The 23,424-nt window shown below is 38.3% G+C and carries 22 protein-coding genes; 12 read left to right on the top strand and 10 right to left on the bottom strand.

Annotation, left to right across the window (positions count from 1 at the left end):
* Window positions 1-3 precede the first annotated feature (3 nt).
* Complete coding sequence (locus tag ACFILO_RS02725) at window positions 4-1,332, top strand: dihydroorotase (protein ID WP_375612943.1); 1,329 nt, start codon at window positions 4-6, stop codon at window positions 1,330-1,332.
* Window positions 1,333-1,749: 417 nt separating this feature from the next.
* Here ACFILO_RS02725 and ACFILO_RS02720 read toward each other — a convergent pair whose 3' ends face one another.
* Entirely contained in the window at window positions 1,750-2,118 is a 369-nt protein-coding gene (locus tag ACFILO_RS02720; RefSeq protein WP_375612942.1) for a TIGR02301 family protein, read from the bottom strand.
* A gap of 499 nt (window positions 2,119-2,617) precedes the next feature.
* On the opposite strand from ACFILO_RS02720, the gene cysS reads away from it, so the two are divergent.
* The 5 genes from cysS to pssA all read left to right on the top strand — a co-directional run bounded on the left by cysS (window position 2,618) and on the right by pssA (window position 8,511).
* Window positions 2,618-4,126, top strand: a complete 1,509-nt coding sequence (cysS, locus tag ACFILO_RS02715; protein WP_375652285.1) for a cysteine--tRNA ligase — start codon at window positions 2,618-2,620, stop codon at window positions 4,124-4,126.
* A 50-nt stretch (window positions 4,127-4,176) separates the two neighbouring features.
* The gene (locus ACFILO_RS02710) at window positions 4,177-4,848 is read left to right on the top strand and encodes a DUF421 domain-containing protein (protein ID WP_375631812.1); all 672 of its coding nucleotides are present in this window, start codon (window positions 4,177-4,179) and stop codon (window positions 4,846-4,848) included.
* A gap of 115 nt (window positions 4,849-4,963) precedes the next feature.
* Window positions 4,964-6,847, top strand: a complete 1,884-nt coding sequence (locus tag ACFILO_RS02705) for an ABCB family ABC transporter ATP-binding protein/permease (protein WP_375612940.1) — start codon at window positions 4,964-4,966, stop codon at window positions 6,845-6,847.
* A 117-nt stretch (window positions 6,848-6,964) separates the two neighbouring features.
* Complete coding sequence (locus tag ACFILO_RS02700) at window positions 6,965-7,663, top strand: phosphatidylserine decarboxylase (RefSeq protein WP_375612939.1); 699 nt, start codon at window positions 6,965-6,967, stop codon at window positions 7,661-7,663.
* Window positions 7,664-7,671: 8 nt separating this feature from the next.
* Complete coding sequence (gene pssA, locus ACFILO_RS02695) at window positions 7,672-8,511, top strand: CDP-diacylglycerol--serine O-phosphatidyltransferase (RefSeq protein WP_375611225.1); 840 nt, start codon at window positions 7,672-7,674, stop codon at window positions 8,509-8,511.
* A gap of 70 nt (window positions 8,512-8,581) precedes the next feature.
* Here pssA and ACFILO_RS02690 read toward each other — a convergent pair whose 3' ends face one another.
* The 9 genes from ACFILO_RS02690 to rpsF form a co-directional block, all read right to left on the bottom strand.
* A complete protein-coding gene (locus tag ACFILO_RS02690; RefSeq protein WP_375620812.1) occupies window positions 8,582-9,331 on the bottom strand; it encodes an SDR family NAD(P)-dependent oxidoreductase in 750 nt (249 codons plus the stop codon).
* 2 nt (window positions 9,332-9,333) lie between these two features.
* The gene (gene purF, locus ACFILO_RS02685) at window positions 9,334-10,827 is read right to left on the bottom strand and encodes an amidophosphoribosyltransferase (RefSeq protein WP_375631714.1); all 1,494 of its coding nucleotides are present in this window, start codon (window positions 10,825-10,827) and stop codon (window positions 9,334-9,336) included.
* Between the two features lie 82 nt (window positions 10,828-10,909).
* Window positions 10,910-11,485: a CvpA family protein gene (locus ACFILO_RS02680; protein WP_375629260.1), complete on the bottom strand. Its 576-nt coding sequence runs from the start codon at window positions 11,483-11,485 to the stop codon at window positions 10,910-10,912.
* Window positions 11,486-11,627: 142 nt separating this feature from the next.
* The gene (radA, locus tag ACFILO_RS02675; RefSeq protein ID WP_375612937.1) at window positions 11,628-13,004 is read right to left on the bottom strand and encodes a DNA repair protein RadA; all 1,377 of its coding nucleotides are present in this window, start codon (window positions 13,002-13,004) and stop codon (window positions 11,628-11,630) included.
* Between the two features lie 6 nt (window positions 13,005-13,010).
* On the bottom strand, window positions 13,011-14,501 hold the full coding sequence (locus ACFILO_RS02670; RefSeq protein WP_375610161.1) for a replicative DNA helicase: 1,491 nt from the start codon (window positions 14,499-14,501) through the stop codon (window positions 13,011-13,013).
* 594 nt (window positions 14,502-15,095) lie between these two features.
* The gene (rplI, locus tag ACFILO_RS02665; protein WP_273791080.1) at window positions 15,096-15,692 is read right to left on the bottom strand and encodes a 50S ribosomal protein L9; all 597 of its coding nucleotides are present in this window, start codon (window positions 15,690-15,692) and stop codon (window positions 15,096-15,098) included.
* Window positions 15,693-15,717: 25 nt separating this feature from the next.
* Window positions 15,718-16,698 carry a hypothetical protein gene (locus ACFILO_RS02660; protein ID WP_375631716.1) on the bottom strand — a complete coding sequence of 327 codons (981 nt, stop codon included), beginning with the start codon at window positions 16,696-16,698 and terminating at the stop codon, window positions 15,718-15,720.
* A gap of 149 nt (window positions 16,699-16,847) precedes the next feature.
* On the bottom strand, window positions 16,848-17,096 hold the full coding sequence (rpsR, locus tag ACFILO_RS02655) for a 30S ribosomal protein S18 (protein WP_012754957.1): 249 nt from the start codon (window positions 17,094-17,096) through the stop codon (window positions 16,848-16,850).
* Window positions 17,096-17,503: a 30S ribosomal protein S6 gene (rpsF, locus tag ACFILO_RS02650; protein ID WP_375612935.1), complete on the bottom strand. Its 408-nt coding sequence runs from the start codon at window positions 17,501-17,503 to the stop codon at window positions 17,096-17,098. The genes rpsR and rpsF overlap by 1 nt, the downstream gene beginning before the upstream one ends.
* Window positions 17,504-17,838: 335 nt before the next feature.
* On the opposite strand from rpsF, the gene ACFILO_RS02645 reads away from it, so the two are divergent.
* The 6 genes from ACFILO_RS02645 (at window position 17,839) to mltG (ending at window position 23,271) form a co-directional block, all read left to right on the top strand.
* Complete coding sequence (locus ACFILO_RS02645; RefSeq protein ID WP_375631718.1) at window positions 17,839-18,426, top strand: undecaprenyl-diphosphatase; 588 nt, start codon at window positions 17,839-17,841, stop codon at window positions 18,424-18,426.
* A gap of 77 nt (window positions 18,427-18,503) precedes the next feature.
* Window positions 18,504-19,448, top strand: coding sequence for an ACP S-malonyltransferase (fabD, locus tag ACFILO_RS02640; RefSeq protein ID WP_375612933.1), 945 nt, complete (start codon window positions 18,504-18,506; stop codon window positions 19,446-19,448).
* Between the two features lie 18 nt (window positions 19,449-19,466).
* A complete protein-coding gene (fabG, locus tag ACFILO_RS02635; RefSeq protein WP_375631720.1) occupies window positions 19,467-20,204 on the top strand; it encodes a 3-oxoacyl-[acyl-carrier-protein] reductase in 738 nt (245 codons plus the stop codon).
* 260 nt (window positions 20,205-20,464) lie between these two features.
* Window positions 20,465-20,701 carry an acyl carrier protein gene (locus tag ACFILO_RS02630; RefSeq protein ID WP_004860281.1) on the top strand — a complete coding sequence of 79 codons (237 nt, stop codon included), beginning with the start codon at window positions 20,465-20,467 and terminating at the stop codon, window positions 20,699-20,701.
* Window positions 20,702-20,802: 101 nt separating this feature from the next.
* A complete protein-coding gene (gene fabF, locus ACFILO_RS02625; RefSeq protein WP_375652282.1) occupies window positions 20,803-22,065 on the top strand; it encodes a beta-ketoacyl-ACP synthase II in 1,263 nt (420 codons plus the stop codon).
* Between the two features lie 96 nt (window positions 22,066-22,161).
* Complete coding sequence (mltG, locus tag ACFILO_RS02620) at window positions 22,162-23,271, top strand: endolytic transglycosylase MltG (RefSeq protein ID WP_375611236.1); 1,110 nt, start codon at window positions 22,162-22,164, stop codon at window positions 23,269-23,271.
* Window positions 23,272-23,424 lie beyond the last annotated feature (153 nt).

Genomic DNA, 23,424 nt, shown 5'->3' with positions numbered 1-23,424 from the left:
GTTATGTTTAAAACATTTGATACAATTTTTAAAGGTGCAACACTTGTGAATCATGATGGAAGAAGCAAGCGTGATATTGGTATTACAAATGGTCGTATTGCTGAAATAGGCGACCTTACATGTGCATCGGCTAGTGAGGTCATTGATTGTACGGGGCTTCATATTTTACCAGGAATTATTGATAGCCAAGTGCATTTTCGTGAGCCAGGAAATGAATATAAGGAGGATTTGGAAAGTGGCTCGTATTCTGCTGTGTTAGGGGGTGTTACGGCAGTTTTTGAAATGCCTAATACCAATCCATTGACAACATCAGAAGAAACATTAAGCGATAAGGTTCAACGCGCATTTCATCGAATGCATTGTGATTTTGCATTTTGGGTTGGAGGAACGCGTGAAAATGCTCATGAACTATCTGAATTAGAAAGACTTCCTGGTGCGGCTGGAATTAAAGTCTTTATGGGGTCCTCTACCGGTGATCTTTTGGTTGATGATGATGAAAGTGTACGCCTTATTTTGAAGAATACACGCCGTCGTGCGGCTTTTCATTCTGAAGATGAGGCGAGGCTCAAAGAGCGTAAAATATTGCGTATTGAAGGGGATGCATCGTCACATCCGATTTGGCGTGATGAAGTTGCGGCATTAAAATGTACGCAGCGTTTGGTAAAAATTGCTCATGAGACGAAGGCTCGGATTCATGTGTTACATCTTTCGACAGAAGAAGAAATTGATTTTCTAAAAAAACATAAGGATGTTGCAACAATTGAAGTGACACAACATCATTTGACGCTCACGGCTGATGATTATAAGAAGTTTGGTACATTAATTCAGATGAATCCGCCTATTCGTGAGCCGCGCCACCGTGACGCTCTTTGGTACGGTGTTCAACAAGGAATTATTGATGTCTTAGGTTCAGATCATGCGCCTCATACTCTTGAAGAAAAACTTCAACCTTATCCCTCTTCACCTTCAGGTATGACAGGCGTGCAAACAACAGCAGCAATTATGTTGACACATGTGAATGCAGGAAAAATATCTCTTGAACGTTTTGTTGATCTCACTTCACATGGCCCTAGTCGTATTTTTGGTATAAGTTGTAAAGGGCGCATTGCTGTTGGGTTTGATGCTGATTTAACCATTGTTGATCTTAAGCGAGAGGAAATTATTACGAATAGCTTAATTGGTTCTCGCGCCGGTTGGACACCTTATGATGGTCAAAAAGTTAAAGGTTGGCCTGTTGGGACTATTATCCGTGGTATGCGCGTTATGTGGGAAGGTGAAATTGTCACACCTTCACAAGGAGAGCCTGTTAAATTTATGGAAACTTTGGTGTAAACAGATTAAAATTATAAGTATGCCGTAAAATACCATCCTTTAGAGTGGTGATATAGGGTATGTCAGCCTCTTTGATACATAAGTGTTTTTTTTATGCGTGGTGAATATTCTTAGGCTTGTTTGTAGAAACTATGCAGCAAATTACATGTGTTAGAAGCCAAGAGAAACCTTGTTCAACAAGAACCTAGATTATTTACAGAGCAAATTTAGTTAAAAATCTTTGTCCGTTAAAGTGTGGGGAGGAAGCCAAAGAACAGTTTTGTATGGGGAAAAAGGCGCATATGAATAAAAGCGTATCAAGACATTATTCTTTAAACGTCTCTCTATTTTCAGAGCTGGTTTATTGCTCCCCGCATTTGTGAAAGGAGTATCATTGATATCGCTAAGATTGAGAGAGCTACTTTTTGTATAGATTAATTATTTATAATGCATGAGGAGGTTTTCAGATAAAATTCTTCCTTCCTCAATGTATCTTTGGTTGGCTTCAATGGCTGCTTGTGTACAATGATGATAATTTTCTGAGAAAGCACGATACGCTTCATTAAACGCTTCATAAAAATAAGCACGTCTTTGTGGAATGGGGCGTTCTGCTTCAATCAGTGCATTCATATAGTCATACCATTGGTTTGTTGGAGGCTCGCAAAGATTTTGGAGAGAATGCAATGATCCCAAAATTTCTGCTAGTCGGAGTAATTTTTTTTCATAAGGTGGAGATTGTTGTGCAAAGGTTGGCATTGAAATGACAAGAAATATTAAAATAATGATGTTCATCAATCTATACCGCATTATTTTTATTGCTTTCTTTGAATAAAAATCTGTAAAGATAAAATAATTTTGTCATGAGAACGGTGTAAAAAAATAAAGTTAATTGCTACATTATTCTCAATTATTGATTATAAAATATAGGGCGTAAGAGGCAGTAAGGAACCCATTGTGGAATATTGAAAATACTGACGAAGCTTTGTGTGGTTAAAAATTTAAGATTTTCTGCCTGCAAGCTATCTATTTTTCACATAGATTTATATTGTATTGCCTATAGATTTTTTTCTAAGCTCATTTTCTTTAAGGAGAGAACGCATCTCTAATGATAGAACGCTTTTGTCCAATCAAATAAAATAGATTGTTTTTATGATAAACGATGAATACAGCCGTAAATACAATGGGAAAATGGTAAGAAGAATTTACTATAAGATACAAGTTTTTAGCTTAAACCGCGTAATACAATGATTTGAGATAAGATACATCTAAAAGGATCGGTGCATAATATCGTCCATGGAGTCAATAAATGAAAGAGTTGCGATTTTATAATACGCTAACACGTAAAAAAGAAAAATTTACACCAATAGATGCGACAAGAGTACGCCTTTATGTTTGTGGACCGACAATTTATGATTATGCGCATATAGGAAATGCACGTCCTGTTATTGTTTTTGATATTTTATTTCGCTTATTGCGTCATGTTTATGGCAATGAGCATGTTCTATATGCACGTAATATTACAGATGTCGATGATAAAATTAATGCACGAGCAGCTAGCGAATATCCAAACGTATCATTGAATGAGGCTATTCGTCACTTAACAGAACGTACATATTCTCAGTTTCAACAAGATACCATAGCACTTGGTTGTCTGTTGCCAACCAGTCAGCCACGCGCCACTGAGCATTTAGAGGAGATGCGCTCTTTAATTGAAAGGTTGCTTGAAAAGGGGCACGCTTATGAAGCGGAAAATCATATATTATTTTCTGTAAGTAGCATAAAAAATCCTCCCCATTATGGGGCATTTGCAAATCGTTCTTTAGATGAAATGAGGGCGGGGGCGCGTATCGATGTTGCTGCTTATAAAAGGGAAGAGATGGATTTTGTTTTGTGGAAGCCTTCTGTGGAAGGAGAACCAGGTTGGAAATCACCGGGCGGAATTCCTGTTTTAGGTCGTCCAGGTTGGCATATTGAATGTTCTGCAATGTCAATGGCAAAGTTATTAGCGCCCTATGGCGGTGGTTTAACCTGTGATGATCCGACCGCCAATGTTTTTGATATCCATGGTGGTGGAATTGATTTAATTTTTCCTCATCATGAAAATGAGATTGCACAAAGTTGTTCAGCTTTTGGGACGGAGCGAATGGCTAATTTTTGGATGCATAATGGTTTTTTACAAGTTGAAGGCAAAAAGATGTCGAAAAGCTTTGGCAATTTCATAACTATTCGTTCTGTTTTAGAGAGTAATTTGGGGGAGTTTAATGGTATTTTAGCCGATGAAATGAAGCAAAATTGGGCTGGTTTGTCTGCGCGTTTTTCGATGTTGCAAACGCATTATCGTGAACCATTAAATTGGACAGCACAGCGTTTAATACAATCGAGCAGCGAACTGTATCGTTGGTATGAATGGCTTCGCAGCAAAAAGAGTGAGATGAAAAACAATGAAGCAATTGATGATACTTTGATAGATGCACTTAGTGATGATCTTAATACTCCAAAAGCACTGACTCTTTTGCGAAAATTTTATAAAGAAGGAAATGCTTTGGCTCTTCTGAATGGGATGAATTTATTAGGACTGTTAAGACAAGAATGGATTAAAGAAATAGATTGCCCATTATTTATGAGAAAAACTTTCCTTGATACAAAATTTATTGATCAGCGCATTGCCGAAAGACTAAGACTTATCCATAATAAAGAGTGGGAAGCTGCGGATACAATTCGTGATGAGCTTGCAGCCGAGGGGGTTCTTTTAAAAGACAGTAAGGATCCGCAGAGTGGTGAGCGCATAACTGTGTGGGAAATAAAGCGACACTAAAGCGACACTAATGTCTCTATTCCAGCAGCTCCATAAAAAAGGAGAATATGATGGAATTTTTATATCATTATGGGTATGTTGCACTAAAACTAGTTGTAGGACTTATCGCTTTCCTCTTGATTTTAAGAACCACAGGTCGTGGTAGTCTTAGTCAAATGACGCCAGTTGATTTGGTAAGTAATTTTGTCATGGGAAGTATTATTGGAGGCGTTATTTATAGTCCGGATGTTAGCAGTATTCAATTGTTGATCGTCTTATTTATTTGGCAGACTTTAGTCACATCTCTTAATTTTCTGATGCGCTATTCAGTTTTTTTTCGTCGTCTCATTGCAGGACGACATATTGCATTGGTTTTAGATGGAGTATTTCAAGTGGACAAGATTAAAAAATTAGGTATCAGTGTGAATGATCTGATTACAATGTTGCGCATTAAAGGCTGTAGTTTACATGAAGCTGCTTTCGTTCGTTTAGAAACCAATGGCGATTGTTCCGTTATTAAAAAGGAAGAAGGAAAGAAGTCTATCATTTTAATACAAAATGGTGAAATTCTTGATAAGGGGCTGAAAGAGATTGGTAAAACAAGAAAGTGGCTTCATGCAGAACTGAAAAAAAAGCGTGTAAAGTCTGAGAATTTATTTGCGGCAGAGTGGTATGAAAATACAGATCCAAATAATAAATTGTATAGTGGATTATTTCTTGTTCCTTTTTCAAAAACAGTCTAACTTCAAAAAACGGGTAGGTATAGCTTATTGGAAGCCGTAATGAAGAGATGAATCTATAAATAACCACAGAGGGTATTTTGCCTGTTTGTGCGGATGATAGAGAAGTAAGGACTTTATGAAACGCAATGAAATGACAAAAACTGTATCATCAGATACAGGGAAGACTCTGCACACACTTTACAATTTATGGCCCTATATGTGGCCGGTAGGTCGGCGTGATCTAAAAATGCGTGTGCTATGGGCAATATTTTATCTTGTTTTGGCTAAGCTCGTTCTCATATCTGTACCGTATTTATTTAAATATTCTACGAATGTGCTTGATTCAAGCTTTCAGCTACCTGAATGGTTCCCATCCAGTTGGATTATTCCCATCATGCTCGTTTTGGCATACAATGTCGCGCGTATTATGCAGGCTGGATTAAATCAATTACGCGATTCCCTGTTTGCCACTGTTGGTCAATATGCTGTTCGTCAATTAGCTTATAAAACCTTTGTACATATGCATGAGTTATCTTTGCGATTTCATTTGGAACGCCGAACAGGTGGGCTTTCTCGTGTGATTGAGCGTGGAACAAAAGGAATTGAAGCGATCGTAAGATTTTCAATTCTTAGTACAGTACCGACAGTTTTAGAATTTATATTAACGGCACTGGTATTTTACATAAGTTATGGGTGGCATTATCTTCTCATCGTTGTTGCAACGGTTGGATTATATATCTTGTTTACCATTAAGGCGAGTGATTGGCGTATTCGTATTCGGCAAAAAATGAATACAGCGGATACTGAGGCGAATACTCGCGCTGTTGATTCTCTTTTGAATTTTGAAACGGTCAAATATTTTGGTAATGAAACTCTAGAAGCCGATCGTTTTGATGCTTCTATGGTAGGTTATGAAAAAGCCGCAACAAAGATTTGGACATCTTTAAGCTGGCTTAATTTTGGTCAGACTCTTATCTTTGGTATTGGAATGACGATCATGATGCTGATGTCAGCTTATGAAGTTTTTTATAAGACACAAACTTTAGGAGATTTTGTTTTTATTAATGCGCTTTTAATGCAACTTTCCATTCCACTAAATTTTATTGGTTCAATGTATCGTGATATTCGACAAGGTTTAACGGATATTGAAGCAATGTTTGATCTTTTAGATGTTCAGAAAGAGATCGTTGATAAATCGGATGCTAAACCGTTAGAGATAAGCGATGGGACCATTTGTTTTCATCAGGTAAAGTTTTCCTATGATTCGAGACGTCAGATTCTCAGAGATATTGATTTTGAAGTTCCTGGAGGAAAAACAGTCGCTATTGTCGGTCCATCAGGTGCCGGTAAATCTACTATTTCTCGGTTGCTTTTTCGGTTTTATGATGTTGATGCAGGCTCTATCACAATTGATGGGCAGGATATTCGTGACGTAACACAAAAGAGTTTGCGTGAAGCGATTGGCATGGTCCCACAAGATACGGTGTTATTTAATGATACAATTGCCTATAATATTTGCTATGGGCGTCCAAGTGCTACAGATGAAGAGATGCGCAAAGCTGCTGAAATGGCACAAATATCAAAATTTATTGAAATTTTACCGGAAGGTTTTCAGTCTATGGTAGGAGAGCGAGGTCTCAAATTATCAGGTGGTGAAAAACAACGCGTGGCTATTGCACGGACACTTTTAAAAGCTCCTCCACTTCTTATTCTAGATGAAGCAACGGCGGCTCTTGATACGGCGACGGAACAGGAAATTCAACAAGCATTGGATATTGTAAGCCGTGGACGTACAACATTGATTATTGCGCACCGTCTTTCTACTGTTATCAATGCGGATGAAATTTTAGTTCTTAAAAGTGGTCGTATTATTGAAAATGGGACGCATACAGAGCTTTTACGCAAGAAAGGTCTCTATGCTTCAATGTGGAATAAGCAGCTTGAAGCATCGCAAGCGGAAGAAAAATTACGTAAAATGCGTGAAGAAGATGAGACGAGTGTTGTTAATCGTAAAAAATAAATAGAGCAAAATGTAATCTATATCTTTATATGGAGTGATTGATTAAATACATAAAAAGACACAAGAGGAACAAAAAGCTTTGTTGCTTGTTTAAGTTTACGATGAATAGGAAATTATATGAGTATTCTGCAATCTTTCCATAATAGCTTTGTAACGGTTCATAAAGAAGGTTATCCTTTTATTGTAGCGTTTTTTGTTATTTCGCTCATTCTTGGTTGGATATGGAGTCCGTTGTTTTGGTTTGGTCTCGTTCTCACGGTGTGGTGTGTATACTTTTTCCGTGATCCAGATCGTGTGATCCCTTTGAATTCAAATTGGGTTATGTCGCCTGCAGATGGGCGTATTTCATTTGTGGAATCATGTGTTCCACCTGAAGAATTAGGATTAGGGAAAGATGAAATGATCCGTATTTCCATTTTTATGGATGTTTTTTCATGCCATATTAATCGTATTCCTATCAGTGGTACAGTAGAGTCTATCGTTTATCATCCAGGTCGATTTACCAATGCTGACTTTGATAAAGCTAGTCAGTTTAATGAGCGTAATGGGGTGGTAATTGATAGCAAACATGGTAAAATTGGTGTCGTACAAATAGCGGGAATGGTTGCGCGCCGGATTGTTTGCTGGTCAAAAGAAAACGATGCCGTTATGACTGGTGAGCGATTTGGATTGATTCGTTTTGGTTCTCGCCTTGATGTTTATATACCAACTGAAATGAAATTGCGTGTTGCAGTTGGACAGACAGCAATTGCTGGAGAAACAGTTTTGGGTTCTTTTGATGATAAGAGTGCCACAACGGACTTCAGATACGATTAGGACTCACAATGAAAAATTTTTCGCCATTTTCTTCATTCAATCCTGAGGGGCAGCATGATGATGTTGCAAATCGGCGGCGTTCACCTACATCAATGCGGTATGTCATTCCTAATATCATTACTATTTTAGCAATTTGTGCAGGGATGAGCAGCATTCGTTTGGCTTTTGAACATCGCTATGAAGCTGCTATTTTAATGGTGCTTTTGGCCGCAGTTTTAGATGGTGCTGATGGTCGCATTGCCCGTTTAATAGATGGTAGTTCATCTTTTGGGGCACAGATGGATTCTCTTGCTGATGTTATAAATTTTGGTGTTACCCCTGCACTCATTGTTTATTCTTTTATCTTGAATCAAGCGAATCATATTGGGTGGGTTGCTGCCCTTGTTTATTGTGTTGCTTGTTGTTTGCGATTAGCACGTTTTAATGTGATGTTAGATAACCCCAATATACCTAAGTGGCAGAGAAGTTATTTTGTTGGTGTTCCAGCACCAGCAGGAGCATTATTACTTTTATTGCCTACCTATTTAGGCACTCTTGGTTTGGTCCCCAATTGGGGGTGGGCATTATTTTTTAGTCTTTATACTGTAATTATTGCTTTTCTTTTGATTAGTCGTTTACCGGTATGGAATGCAAAAACAATTGATCAAAATTTAAGGCGCGATATCGTTATACCTTGCATGTTGGTCATTGTTATTTATGTCGGTTTTCTTGCGACTTACACATGGGAAACTTTATTGATTACAGCTGTTAGCTATATGATTTTTCTCCCTTGTAGTTTTATCGCTTATAATAAACGTGCTACTTTAGAAGAGAAAAAGGCTGATGCTAAAGCTATCCAAGAATTATAAAGTGCTTCATTCTTCTGTCGAAAAGCACAGGAAAAAGAGAGAGTCAAACGATTTACTTCTCATATGATGATCAATCAGGTACATGATAATCTACAAACCGATTTTTATGGACATTAAAGAGTTTTCCAGTTTCCTTTAAATCAGGTGATAACAAATGGACTATCTTTTTTGCAACCTCTTGTGGTGAAGGAAGAGTTTGTGGATCTTCACCGGGCATAGCTTCAGCGCGCATGGCAGTGCGTGTGGCACCCGGGTTGACACAATTAATCTTAATAGGGGTTTGTTTGAGTTCTTCTGCCCAACAGCGGGCAATCACCTCTAAAGCCGCTTTAGAGGCTGCATAAGCTCCCCAGAAAGGGCGCGCAGCATGCGCAACGCTTGAGGATAACAGGATGGCTCGTCCAGCATCAGATTCACGTAATAAAGGCTCAACGGCTTTCATTAAGCGCCATTGGCTGAAAAGATTTATTTGAAAAACATCTTCAAATACCGTGTTTTCTATATGCGCTATTGGTGAGAGTGTTCCAAGAATTCCTGCGTTTGCAACGATAATATCAAGTTTTTTCCAGCGTTTGGCAATTGAGATAGCAAGGGTATCGATGTTTTCCATATGATGCAAGTCAAGGGGAACAAGGGTTGCATGAGCTCCTTTTTCTCGGATTTGATTATCTAATTCAGTAAGTCCACTGACTGTTCGTGCAAGAGCAATAATATGAGCGCCGCGTGCAGCAAGCTCGAGTGCCAAATAATAGCCAATCCCTCTTGATGCGCCAGTAACAAGTGCAACACGCCCATGGAGACTAAAGTCACGTTTTGTCATCATTAATCTCTTGTTTTAAGAACAGATGATTGATGAATTTTGGAGAGATTTTCTTGATCAACCAGATGCGTAGGATAATATCCAGTAAAATAATGGTCAGTAAATTGTGGATCGGCGTTATTCCGTTTTTCCCCTGCTACAGCAAGATATAATCCATCCGTTGAAAGAAATTCTAATGAATCCGCTCCAATAAAATCACACATAGATTTTAAATCTGGATATTGATTTGCTAAAAGGTTTTCAGCTTTAGGTGTATCAATACCATAAAAGTCAGGATAAAAAATCATAGGGCTAGAAATGCGCATATGAACTTCTTTTGCTCCTGCATCGCGAAGCATTCGTACAATTTTAAGGGATGTTGTTCCACGCACAATAGAGTCATCAACCAGAATAACACGTTTTCCTTCAATCACAGGACGGTTTGCCGAATGTTTTAACTTGACGCCAAAAGCGCGAATTTGTTGTGTTGGTTCGATAAAAGTGCGGCCAACATAGTGATTACGAATAATACCAAGCTCGAAGGGAATTCCAATTTCTTGTGCATAGCCAATTGCGGCAGGTGTTCCTCCGTCAGGAACAGGAACTACAACATCACCCTTACAGGGGGCTTCTTGTGCTAAACGAATTCCCATATTTTTACGTGTTGTATAAACACTACGCCCTCCAACGATTGAGTCCGGGCGGGCAAAATAAACATATTCAAATAAACAAAGCTTTTCTGGTGTCTCATTTTCTGGTTTTATAATTTTTTTCGTAATTTCCCCATTTTTTTGTATTTCACATATGATGATTTCTCCATTTTTAACATCACGGACATATTTTGCTCCAATAATATCAAGAGCACAAGTTTCAGAACAAAAGATAGGCTTACCATCAAGTTCCCCCATCACGAGAGGTCTAATTCCTGTTGGATCGCGTGCCGCAATAAGCTTTGTACGTGTGAGCGCTAACATAGCATACCCACCTTCTACTTGCCGAATCGCATCAACAAAACGATCAGAGGACGATTCATAACGTGAGCGGGCGATAAGATGGAGAAAAACTTCTGAATCTGACGTTGATTGACAGATAGCACCAGAAGCGATGAGTTCACGGCGTAATGTGAGACCATTGGTAAGATTACCATTATGCGCAATAGCAATACCTCCAACTTTCAATTCAGCAAAAAGGGGTTGAACATTGCGTAATGCCACTTCTCCAGTTGTTGAATAACGGGTATGTCCAATAGCACGATTTCCTGGTAAGCGGGCAAGTGTTGCAGGGTTTGTATAGTGATCGCCAACAAGACCTAAATGCTTTTCTTGATGAAATATTTTATTATGGTAAGAAACAATCCCAGCTGCTTCTTGCCCACGATGCTGAAGTGCGTGGAGTCCAAGAGCTGTTAATGTTGCAGCATCTTCATGCCCAAGAATACCAAAAACTCCACATTCTTCATGAAGGGTATCATCATCTAATGAAAATTCTTGACAGAAAACATCGCTTTTTATCATCATATTCTTTCAGTTGTGATATGGAGGAATCATTAATATCACATTTTACATCATTTAGTTCTCTTTCCTCATGAAAAACTATTCTCTATTTTTTGAAAATTATCTTTTCATGAGAGTGTTGCTCATACGTATGTTTATTGCTGTCTTTAAACAAATTTTCCGTCTTTTCGAGAACAGATCCAATATCTTTGGGGAGTATTTCCCAAACTTTTTGTCCCAATGAATCTAAAATAGGCCTTGTTTTTGCATTTTTTAACCAATTCGCTTGAAGCTCGGGTTTAATCAGTGCATTAAGCAGCAACATACCGATGACCATGATAAGTAAACCACGAAGTGCTCCAAAAATAAAACCAATAGCACGGTCAAGGATACCAATTCGACTATCAATAATAAAATCAGAGATCTTCATTGTAATAATTGAAGTAATAATGAGAACAATAATAAAAATTGTGACCAATGTTGTGATCAATGCAATCATTTTATTAGAGAGATATTGTTCAAAGAAAGGTAAGACAGGTTTGAATAAAAACAGTGTCGTAACAGCTGCAACTGCCCAAGAAATCAACGATAACACTTCACGTGAAAATCCTCGAAGCATAGCAAGAAAAGCGGACAACAGGATGATTACTACGACAATTCCATCAAGGATTGTTATGATCATTTGTTTGTTCCTTATACATAAAGTTGTGTTCTTTTAAGTCTGTGTGCAAATATATTTTTTGTTATGCCATTTTTTGTTCTTATAGCAAGGATCTTTTGTATTTTATAGAGTTTTTTCTATATTATCATATCTGTGGTGCAGATCATTTTTTACTTACGGTAAGAGTAGCAACGAGTTCGGGAAGGTCGGAGAAAGTTTTTTGTTGAAAGTTGAGCGACTTCATCATTTCGGTTGTTGTTGTGGGGTGAAAGGCTCCTTGAAAGCCGAGTTTTTTTGCTTCATTGATGCGCTGTGCTGAATGTGCAACAGCGCGGGTAGCTCCTGAAAGACTGACTTCACCAAAATATACATAATCCGTTGGCAATGCGATATTGGCAAGAGAAGATACCAAAGCAGCGGCTACAGCTAAATCAGCAGCAGGTTCTGATATGCGATATCCACCTGCCACGTTCAGATAGACATCATGCTGTCCAAAACGAATGCCACAATGAGCTTCTAAAACGGCAAGAATCATAGAAAGGCGATTTCCATCCCATCCGACAACCGCACGTCTTGGTGTCCCAAGGGAAGAAGGAGCAACAAGCGCTTGAATTTCTACGAGTATCGGGCGTGTCCCTTCCATTCCTGCAAAAACAGCAGCGCCTGGTGCTTTTTCATTACGTTCCCCTAAAAATAATTCAGATGGATTTATCACTTCGCGTAATCCTTTATCAGACATTTCAAAGACACCAATTTCATCTGTTGGTCCGAAGCGATTTTTTACAGTTCTAAGAATGCGATAATGATGTCCTCCTTCACCCTCAAAATAGAGAACGCCATCAACCATATGTTCAACGACTCGAGGACCAGCAATTTGTCCATCTTTTGTAACATGCCCAACAAGAACAACGGCGGCTCCTGTTTTCTTGGCAAAGCGGATCATTGCCTGAGCACCGATACGTACTTGTGTGACAGTGCCAGGTGCTGAATCTGCTGTATCTGACCATAGGGTTTGAATCGAATCGATAATCACCATATCAAGGTTTTTATGTTCGCTTAAGGTTGCCAGGATATCTTCAACATTGGTTTCAGCAGCAAGTTTCACTTCTGTATTGTTAGCTTCAAGCCTTTGTGCGCGCAGACAAATTTGCGCAATAGCCTCTTCACCTGAAACATAGATGACATTATATCCTTTACGTGATAAAGCAGCGGCTGTTTGTGTCAGCAATGTTGATTTACCAATACCCGGATCACCTCCAACAAGGAGTGCTGATCCACGGACAAAGCCCCCACCGGTAACACGATCAAGTTCAGCAATACCAGAATGAATACGTGGAGCATCTTCGATATTTCCAGAAAGAGATGTGAGTGTGACAATGCGTCCTTTACGAGCATTTTGCTTAGGACCACTTCCTATGCCGCTATTTATAGTTTCTTCGATAAGGGAATTCCATTCCCCACAAGCGCTACATTTTCCTGCCCAACGGGAATGGATGGTTCCGCAATTTTGACAGATAAATTGAATACGATTACGCGCCATGTCGATTTAACCAATTTGCTCTGGAAGGTAATTGCTATCGGCCAGATCACTAAAGCGTGTGAAATCAGATTGAAAGGCAAGGGGCACGATTCCTGTCGGCCCATGGCGCTGTTTTGCAATAATAACGTCAGCTTTTCCAAAAGCTTTATCCATTATTTCTTGCCATTTCGTATGTTCCAAGCTACCTAGTTTTGGTTCTTCATTTTTGAGATAATATTCTTCGCGATAGACAAACAGAACGATATCGGCATCTTGCTCAATTGAACCAGATTCACGTAAATCTGAGAGCTGTGGACGTTTATCTGTTCTATTTTCTACTTGACGAGAAAGTTGAGAGAGAGCGATAATAGGAATATTCAATTCTTTTGCTAATGCTTTTAATCCTGTGGTAATTTCTGTGATCTCTTGAACACGATTTTCTGATGAACGCTTTGAACTGCTTGTCATGAGTTGGATATAGTCAATAAACAAGATATCTAAACCATGTTGCCGCTTGAGACGCCGCGCACGAGCAGCTAATTGCGTAATTGATATTCCCCCAGTTTGATCAATATAAAGTGGTGCCTTTTGTAGTTGGTTCACCGCACGAATAATTTTTGAAAATTGTTCATCTGAAATATTGCCACGCCGAATATCAGAAGAAGAGACTTCTGTTTGTTCAGAAATAATACGGGTTGCAAGCTGTTCGGATGACATCTCAAGTGAGAAGAATCCCACAATGCCGCCTTCATTTTCTTGGATATTGGCATTACGATTATAAGCATTAGCAATATTAAAGGCAATATTGGTAGCCAGTGAGGTTTTACCCATACCAGGGCGGCCCGCAAGGATAATTAAGTCAGATGCTTGTAATCCTCCCATTTTTTCATCAAGTGTTTTAATATGGGTGGCTATCCCTGATAATTGTGAAGAGCGCTTTTTCGCAGCACTTGCCATATCGATAGCTTTTTTAATAGCCTCATTAAAATTTTCAAATCCACCTCCATATTTCCCTTTTTCTGCTAGCTCAAATAACTGATTTTCAACAGTTTCAATTTGTTGGGTAGGCGTGAGTTCTACAGGAGCATCAAAGGCTGTATTGACGACTTGAGTTCCAAGGTTAATCAAAGACCGGCGGATAAAAAGATCGTAAATGACGCGTCCATAATCTTCAGCGTTAATAATAGTGACTGCCTCTGTGGCTAAGCGAACAACATATTGGTATACAGTAATATCTCCAATTTTTTCTTCCATTTGGATATAGGGCTTGATTGTAACTGGATCTACACGTTTTCCTATTTTAATAAGGTGAGATAAAACATGATAAATTTTTTGATGCAATGGTTCAAAAAAATGTTCTGGTTTTAAAAAATCTGAAACGCGGTCAAGAGAATCATTGTTGATAAAGATGGCACCAAGCAATGCCTGTTCAGCTTCAATATTATGCGGAAGTTGCCGAAAAGAAGGAGAATCCTCTTTCTTTGAAGAGCTGACATTAACAACGTTAGTTTCTTCCATAATATTTTTCCACTAAAATTCTAAGTCTAGCTACTTTAGGCGATAAATTGAAAATCGTATAATTAAAAGAATAGAGCGACAAATCTTCATTTTAAGTTAAAATTATATAATTTTTTAAAACTCTCTTTTCGTTCCTCATTTATCATTTGTGTATTATTTATATAACATCTATCTATTTTATTTTATAATATGTGATTTTAAAGTGGAAGTTTTACTACTCTAAATTTAAGTATTTTTAAGTTACTTAACCTTAAAATTCCAATATCTGTGTAAGTAGAATTATTTTTTTATAACTGAAATTATTTCAGATCATGTGAGGATATAATCAACTTAACGCTCATACAAACTTTAGCCTTAAGGGTAGAACTTTAAATTATTTTTGCTTTATATGCTGGAAAACAAAAGACATTTCCTCTTAGTGATATTATTATTCTCGGCATGTAATGCCTTTAAATAGTATATTTCTAATTCTTTCATAAAAATTAGGTTCTTTATGTACGATAGCCATAAAATACTCACTTTTAAAGTGTGAGTATTTTATGATCGATATTTAAAATGGAATAAAAAATATAAAACAGAAAGAAAAAATAGAAATTAAGCTTCTTGATGAGAACTGTTTATATCGTTGTCATTAATTTCTTCTGCCAATAATTCTTCCTGACTTTCTTCTAATAATTCTTCTTGAATATTATATATTTCTTTAGCCGAAGTGAGAGTTTCACCTTCTGCTTGGCGTTGTGCTTCACTGGTAGAACGCGCAACATTAATAATCACAGAAATTTGAACCTCTGGATGTAAACTAAGAGTGATAGTGTGAAGACCGATCATTTTTATTGGATGATTAAGTTCGATTTGATTTCTCCCAATAGAAAAGCCTTCATCTGTTATAATTTCAGCAATATCACGTGTTGACACAGAACCATAAAGTTGTCCTGTTTCACCAGCAGAACGAACAACAATGAATGATTGTCCATCAAGTTTTTCAGCAATTTTTTGCGCTTCGCTTTTGCGTTCAAGATTACGTGCTTCAAGTTGTGCACGTTGTACCTCAAAATGTTTTTTATTAGCTTCATTTGCGCGTAAAGCTTTACCTTGAGGCAAGAGAAAATTACGCGCATAACCATCTTTAACTGAGACAATATCACCCATCTGACCAAGACGAGGAATGCGCTCAAGTAAAATAATATCCATAGTTTTTCCTTTCGAACAAATAAATTTAGTGGAGTTTTTTGCGTGATTGAAAATTGTATTGAATAGCAGCCCAAATTCCCATCAAAAGCATCATGAAAACAATAGGTGGAGTAAAAACGACTGTAAAAATAGCAATATAAACAAGAGAAAGTATAATAATCCGACCGTTTACCCCTTTTGTAATATTGTGAAGATATGCTAGACCGCTAATTAATATGATGACAGTGTATGCAGTACTAAAGGCAAGGGTACTCAAGTTAAGAGAAGCGCTCAACTCAATCATCGATGCTATGCAAACAATAATAAAAATAATAATTCCAGAAATTGGAAGGCGGAGAGTTTGGCTCCAATCATCACGGGGTCTTTTCAGCCATTTCATATGTTGTGCTGCTATCATGGAAAAGTAAAGGTTACCAATGAGAAAAACCAAACTATAAATAGTCAAAGAAAAAGCAGTAAAAGTTGCTGTATGCGTCATTAAAAGCTCATTAAAAGCGCGTATATCGGCTTCTTTTATTGACTGTGTTTGTTGCAGAGTTTGTGCTATGTTTTCGGTGATTTTTTTTGCAACGATGGGTGTGGAAGGACGTGTTTGAACATAGAGCCCAATGAAAGTTGCTATAAGAGCGATAAAATTAGTTAAATGAAAAATAACCGATGATAATGGATACCATATCAGTTCGTTTTCTTTTTGCGCTGGTCGTGCAAGCCCAAGAAGCCAAGAAGCATAGACAGCAGGAAGGAAAAATAAGAACATAAAGCCAAGAGCAATATAGGTATTAGTGGTTATGCTAAGAACAACAGTGGCACTTATGAGGGCGATGAGACTGGCTAATGTTCCTTGACCGAACGCAACAATAAAAATTGGCAATGAAAGAAAGCAGCCAAGAAGAAGAGAAAAAAAGGGCGCGATATTTGCAACACTGATGATTGCCAGTCCTATCACAACAGCAAATAATCCTGCCAAAATACCGGTTAATATCTCATAAGTACGATTTTTTTTCATTTATTGCTGTCCTGCTTTCTGCAGTTAGAGGCGTGTCAATACCCCAACTTTGACATTTAATAGCTTAACATAGGATACAACAAGCTATTTTTTAACCATATAAGAAAAGCAACTGGAGAAACTCTCCAGTTGCATAGCGTATTGATTGCTTACTTTATAACGTACGGAAGTAAGCCTAAAAAGCGAGCACGTTTGATAGCATTAGCTAATTCACGCTGTTTTTTCTGACTAACAGCAGTAATCCGTGAAGGAACAATTTTCCCACGTTCGGAAATATAACGTTGTAACAACTTGATGTCTTTATAATCAATTTTGGGAGCATTGGTCCCTGAAAAAGGACATGTTTTACGACGACGATGAAAGGGGCGACGTGCAGAGTTTTGATTAGTATCAGTCATCATTCTACCCCTTCTATAGTATTTTCACGTTGACGACGTGGAAAACGGGGACGCTCTTCATCATGTCCAATGTGACTATTGCGATCAAGGTGTGAGAGCATAGCAGATTTTTCTTTTTCGTGTTTTTCTACGCGAATGGTCATATAACGCAAAATATCCTCATTGATGCGCATCTGACGCTCCACTTCAGCAATTGCTGAAGCTGGTGCATCAATATTGACTAAGACATAATAAGCTTTACGGTTTTTACGAATACGGTAAGCAAGAGGACGAAGTCCCCAATTTTCTATACGCCCAACTTTTCCACCATGCGCTTCAATGACACCTTTGTAGAGACTCAAAAGTTCATCAACTTGCTGCGGTGCAATGTCTTGTCGGGCAAGGAACATATGTTCATAAAGAGCCATTGTTTTGCCTTTCTTCAATTAAATTTCACCGGTTTTAGCGCAAAGCCTCTGCGACTTGTCTTTTTTGGAAATCCAAAGAAGAAAGGACGCGTTTACAATTCGAGACATCTCAGAGCGGAGATACGGGAGGCCGGAAACATTATATTTCCTACTGATATTTTACAGCCCTCCGTTCAACCTCCAGCTAAAGTGCCGGCAACGAATATTTCATATCTACAGGTTATCTTTTAAAATAGCAAGTTTATGCACATAAAAAAATTGATTTGTTAAATCTTGATATATTTCCTTCTTCTACAAAAAGATAATACTGTAATATAAAGGCAAAGGAGGGAAAAATGGACTTTTTAAACCAGATTGATGTTACACTCTTTGAAATGTTTGTCGGCAATCATCAAGCTTGGTCGATTGTAGTTTTGTTTAGTATTTTTTGTGCAAAGTTTTTAATTTATATTATTCCTCTCCATCTTTGTGCGTTGTGGTTTTGTGGTGGGGAGAGGGAACGGTGTGTTGTGCTAAGCATTTGCATGAGTATTTGTGCATCTCTTTTCATAGGTTATCTCATTTCTCTTTTTTATTTTCATCCTCGCCCATTCGTGGTAGGGCTGACGACACCGCTTATTCAACATCGTGCAACAGCTTCTTTTCCTAGTAATCATGCCTTGACCATTGCATCTTATGCAGCTAACTTTTATTTTTACCGATACAAAGTTACTTTTAAATTTGCCACCGTATTTTTGTGTTTGATCTGTTGGGCGCGCATCTTTGTGGGTGTACATTATCCCTTTGATATTTTAGCAGGGGCAATTTTAGGAAGTCTCATAAGTTTGGGTGTTATTCAGTTTATAGCACCTTATTTTCCTAAGTTTTTATATCAAATTCCGCCTTTAAAATATAATTTTAAGTGTGGTATTCGTTTTAAATAAAGGGCTTTATCTTGATTTGTGCGGATGAATAAGGTCAAAAGAAAATAATTTAATTGTACAGTTTTAGGAGTTGATAAATGGGTGCAGCTTTTATTTTTCCAGGGCAGGGGAGTCAACTTGTTGGTATGGGGAAAGCGCTTGCAGAGCAATTTATTGTCGCACGGATGGTTTTCGAGGAAGTTGATGATGCTTTGGGTGAGAAATTATCAAAGATCATTTTTGAAGGACCAGCAGATGTTTTAACGTTAACAGCAAATGCACAACCGGCATTAATGGCTGTATCTATGGCTGTCATTCGTGTGATGAAACAATTAGGGCTTCGTATAGAAGAAAAGGTAAGGTTTGTTGCTGGTCATTCTTTAGGCGAATATTCGGCTCTTTGTGCTGCTGGTACATTTACTCTCACAGATACGGCAAGACTTTTGCGTATTCGTGGCAATGCTATGCAGGCTGCTGTCGCGGTTGGTGAAGGTTCTATGGCTGCATTAATTGGTTTAGAAGAGCACATTGTGGAAGAAATTTGTGAAACTGTTTCTGGAGAAGGACTATGTCAGATTGCTAATGATAATGGTGGTGGGCAAATTGTTATTTCCGGTAAAGCAAAAGCAGTTGAGGCAGCGGTAGAGATTGCATCAACAAAAGGTGCAAAACGTGCACTTCTTCTTCCTGTTTCTGCACCTTTTCATTCATCTTTAATGCAACCTGCTGCTGATGCCATGAAGAAAGCACTTTTGACTGTTAACAAAATGTCCCCTATTGTTCCTTTGATTGCCAATGTTTCTGTTGCACCTGAGAGCAATCCAGAGCGTATTACTACTCTTCTTGTCCAACAAGTGACTGGGAGGGTGCGATGGCGTGAAACAATAGAATGGATCGCTGCTAATGGAGTTGATACGCTTTTTGAAGTTGGTTCTGGAAAAGTATTAACAGGTTTAACGCGTCGTATTAACAAAGATATAAAGGGGGTAACCATTGGAACAGTTGATGAAATAGAATCAGCGCTAGGTATGCTCGGCGTTTAATCTATAAGGAGTTTAAAAATGTTTAGATTAACAGGACGTAAAGCTCTTGTAACGGGGGCTTCGGGAGAAATTGGTGAGGCAATTGCACGCTGCTTTCATGCACAAGGAGCTATTGTTGGACTTCATGGAACACGTGAAGAAAAGCTCAGAGAAGTGGCGGCAGAATTAGGGCAGAATGTTTTTGTATTTCCCGCTAATCTTTCTGAACGCCAATCGATTAAACAATTGGCTGAAGTTGCAGAGAGAAAAATGGATGGCGTCGATATTTTGGTTAACAATGCGGGAATCACTAGGGATGGTCTTTTTGTGCGTATGCAAGATAAAGACTGGGATGATGTTTTAGAAGTTAACCTAACAGCTGCTTCTCTTTTGACGCGTGAATTAATACATTCTATGATGCGCCGCCGTTATGGAAGGATTATTAACATTACATCTGTTGTTGGTGTTGTGGGAAATCCTGGACAAACGAATTATTGTGCTGCAAAAGCAGGCTTGATAGGTTTTTCTAAAGCATTGGCACAAGAAATTGCTTCGCGAAACATCACTGTCAATTGTATTGCTCCTGGATTTATTAAATCCGCAATGACAGACAAGCTTAATGAAAAGCAAAAAGAAGCCATTATGGCTGCGATTCCGATGAAACGTATGGGAAGTGGGCAAGAAATAGCCGCTACTGCTGTTTATTTAGCAAGCGATGAAGCAGCCTATACGACAGGTCAAACACTCCATATCAATGGTGGAATGGCAATGATTTGAGTATTTATTTTATTCCACATTGATTTATGAGTTGTATTATTTTAGATAGTAACGATTGAAATGGATAGATGCATCTATTTCTTTAATATGGTCGTTGATCAATTGATGTCGGAATGTCAGATTGGTTCATTTTGTAGGGGATATCCACAGGATGTTTTAAATCATTACTAAAATCTTTTAAAGTAATGCATCTATTGCTTGATTAGATGAACCGATATAGTTAACCAAATTATAGGAAATATAAATTCGAGGATTTCAACATGAGTGATACAGTAGAGCGCGTTAAGAAAATTATCGTGGAACATCTTGGGGTTAATGCTGATAAAGTTGTAGAAAATGCAAGCTTTATCGATGATCTAGGGGCTGATAGCCTTGATACGGTTGAACTCGTTATGGCTTTTGAAGAAGAGTTTGGGGTAGAAATTCCAGATGAAGCTGCTGAAACGATTTTCACAGTTGGCGATGCAGTCAAGTTCATTGATAAAGCTTCTGCGTGATTACTAAAGGGCAAAGGCATAAATTGCTTTTGCCTATATTCTTCGGAGCTCTTTTGAAAAGAGAGCTTTGAGAGGTGAAGTTTAGTTCAAGGTTAGAAGTTATGAGACGTGTTGTTGTTACTGGTTTAGGATTGGTATCTCCATTAGCTGGTAATATTGAATATAGTTGGAAGCGACTTCTTGAAGGAAGAAGTGGTGTCCGACGTATCACAGAGTTTGATGTGTCAGATTTGCCATGCCAGATTGCTGCGCGTATCCCCTTAGGGGATGGAACAGAGGGGACTTATAATGCTGATTTGTATATGGAACCTAAAGAGCAACGTAAAGTTGATGCATTTATTGTTTATGCAATGGCTGCTGCTAACCAAGCGCTTGCAGATGCCGAATGGTTTCCTAAGAGTGATGAAGATCAGATTTGTACAGGCGTGTTAATTGGTTCGGGAATTGGGGGAGTTGAGGGTATTGTTGAAGCTGGTTATACGCTTCGTGATAAGGGCCCACGTCGTGTTTCTCCTTTTTTTATTCCAGGTCGTTTGATTAATCTTGCTTCTGGTTATGTGTCTATTCAATATGGTTTACGGGGGCCTAATCATTCTGTTGTAACGGCTTGTTCAACAGGGGCGCATGCAATTGGTGATGCGGCACGTTTGATTATGTTTGGTGATGCAGATGTCATGGTGGCAGGGGGGACTGAATCTCCGATAAATCGGATATCTCTTGCAGGTTTTGCAGCTTGTAGAGCTCTTTCTACTTGTCGCAATGATGATCCTGAACGGGCGTCACGTCCTTATGATACTGATCGTGATGGTTTTGTGATGGGGGAAGGAGCAGCTGTTGTTGTTTTAGAAGAGCTGGAACATGCCAAAAAACGAGGAGCGCGTATTTATGCTGAGGTTATTGGCTATGGTTTATCTGGTGACGCTTACCACATTACAGCGCCTTCAGAAAGTGGTGAAGGGGCTCAGCGTAGTATGATAGCTGCTCTTAAGCGTGCACAAGTGAATATAAGTGAACTTGATTATATTAATGCTCATGGTACATCTACGATGGCTGATTCCATAGAGCTAGCGGCTGTTGAGCGTGTTTTAGGGAGTTATGCACCACAAGTTTCTATGTCATCAACGAAATCATCTATCGGGCATTTACTTGGTGCAGCCGGTGCTGCTGAGGCTATTTTTTCTATTTTAGCTATACGGGATAATATAGCCCCAGCGACACTTAATCTTGACAATCCATCGATTGAAACGAAAATCGATCTTGTACCACACAAACCGCGTGAACGAAAGATTGATACGATTCTTTCTAATTCTTTTGGATTTGGTGGGACAAATGCATCGTTGGTGATGCGACGTTTTAGGGGATAATAAGTATTTTTATTTAATTTTTGCTTTTGAGTTTTCTACTTTATTATAAGGTGAATGAGAAATTATAATATTATCCTTAATCGCTATTGAGGGGTTATGTCCGATGTGAAAAATGGAAAATCATTAAAGGACGTAAGTGATTCCTCTTCGAATCATTTAGCAGATAGTTATGACATGTTAATACATAAAAAACGAAAGAAATCATCTATCGTCCGTAATCCGTTGGTCATTCTCGGTCATTTTTTTCTTATGCTGATTGTGATTATTCTTTTTGCCATAAGTATTCCTCTTTATATTGGAAAAAGTATTTTTGAAGAAAAGGGAAAAATTGAGGAAGAACAAATTGTTCTTATCCATCCTGGTACCGGAATTCGTGAAATTGCTTCATTGCTAGAAAAACGTGGTTTCATTCGATCATCAGATATTTTTGTTTATGGGGTTGGTTATCACCAAAAAACAACGCATCTGAAGGCTGGTGAATATTTAATTCCAGCTCATGCTTCGATGCAGGATATTATGGATATTCTTGTGAAAGGAAAATCTATAGAGTATACATTTACAGTACCTGAAGGTTTAACGGTTCAGCAAGTTTTCGATCGATTAGCTGCGAATGAAATTTTGATTGGAGACCTTCCAAAAATTTTGCCTCCAGAAGGTTATTTAATGACGGATACTGTTCGTTTTATTCGGGGAACAACGCGTAAAGAGATTGTAAACAGGTTGCGTGAAGGACAGACAAAATTAATTCATGCTATATGGGCTACGCGTTCACCTGATTTACCCATTAAATCAATTGATGAATTTGTTATATTAGCCTCAATTGTTGAGAAAGAAACGGGAATTGCAGCAGAAAGACCAATGGTTGCTGCGGTATTTTATAACCGCCTTACAAAGCATATGCGTCTTCAATCGGATCCAACAGTAATTTATGGTCTCTTCGGAGGAAAAGGAAAACCATCCGGTCGTGCAATTTATCGTTCAGATCTTGAGAAGGAAACACCATATAATACTTATAAAATTAATGGTTTGCCCCCAACGGCTATTGCAAATCCAGGTCGAGATTCTTTAAAAGCGGTGGCACATCCACCAAGCAGTGATGCACTTTATTTTGTTGCTGATGGTTCAGGAGGGCATGTTTTTTCTCGAACTTTAGAGGAACATAATATGAATGTTCGCAAGTGGCGAGAATTAAAGGCAAAACATTGAATTTATAGTGATAACACATCTTTTTGCATCGTAAATGAGAATCCCAAATATAGTAAAATTTTTCTATTTAAACTTTTTATGAGAATGATAAAAAATCATTTTCTTGTCTGTCACAAGTGGGGTTGGCGTATGGATAAAAATATTTAAGAAAGA

The sequence above is a fragment of the Bartonella sp. AP72JLCBS genome, from assembly GCF_042195705.1.
Classification (GTDB): domain Bacteria; phylum Pseudomonadota; class Alphaproteobacteria; order Rhizobiales; family Rhizobiaceae; genus Bartonella.
This window is presented reverse-complemented; position numbering and strand designations above follow the sequence as displayed.